At 67.1% G+C, this 414-nt stretch carries 1 protein-coding gene; it reads right to left on the minus strand.

Annotation, left to right across the window (positions count from 1 at the left end; all coding sequences use genetic code 11):
• Positions 1-20: 20 nt before the first annotated feature.
• The gene (locus PUR61_RS00410) at positions 21-212 is read right to left on the minus strand and encodes a hypothetical protein (protein WP_329874416.1); all 192 of its coding nucleotides are present in this window, start codon (positions 210-212) and stop codon (positions 21-23) included.
• Between the last annotated feature and the right edge of the window lie 202 nt (positions 213-414).

Below are 414 nucleotides of genomic sequence, written 5' to 3' on the forward strand. Positions count from 1 at the left end.
CGGGTGGTGCTGGTGTAGGGTCAGCCGGTGGTGGCTGCCGTGATGGCCTTTACACCGGTGGCGTCGCCGGGAATCTCCTTCCAGGCGGTCCAGAGGCCGGCGTTGTAGTCGGCGGCGCGGGTGTAGACCTGCGTGGCCTGGTGGACGTCGTCGACGTGGACGACGTTGTCGGAGGGGGTGCTGGTGAGGACCGTGAGGTGGTTGTCACCCATCGGTGTCCACTGCTGGTCCCACAGGCCGGTTTAGAAGTGGCGGCTGGTGGTGTAGCATCTGTCTGCCACGTCGTTCGAGAGGTCGACGGTGGTGGCGTGGTCGGCGGCGGAGATGGACGTCACGCCCGGCCGGCTGCCGGGAAGTTCGATCCAGTCGGTGCCCCAGCTGCCGGTGGTGTAGTTCCCGGTGCGGGTATAGACC

This window comes from Streptomyces sp. BE20, assembly GCF_036322525.1.
Lineage (GTDB): Bacteria > Actinomycetota > Actinomycetes > Streptomycetales > Streptomycetaceae > Kitasatospora.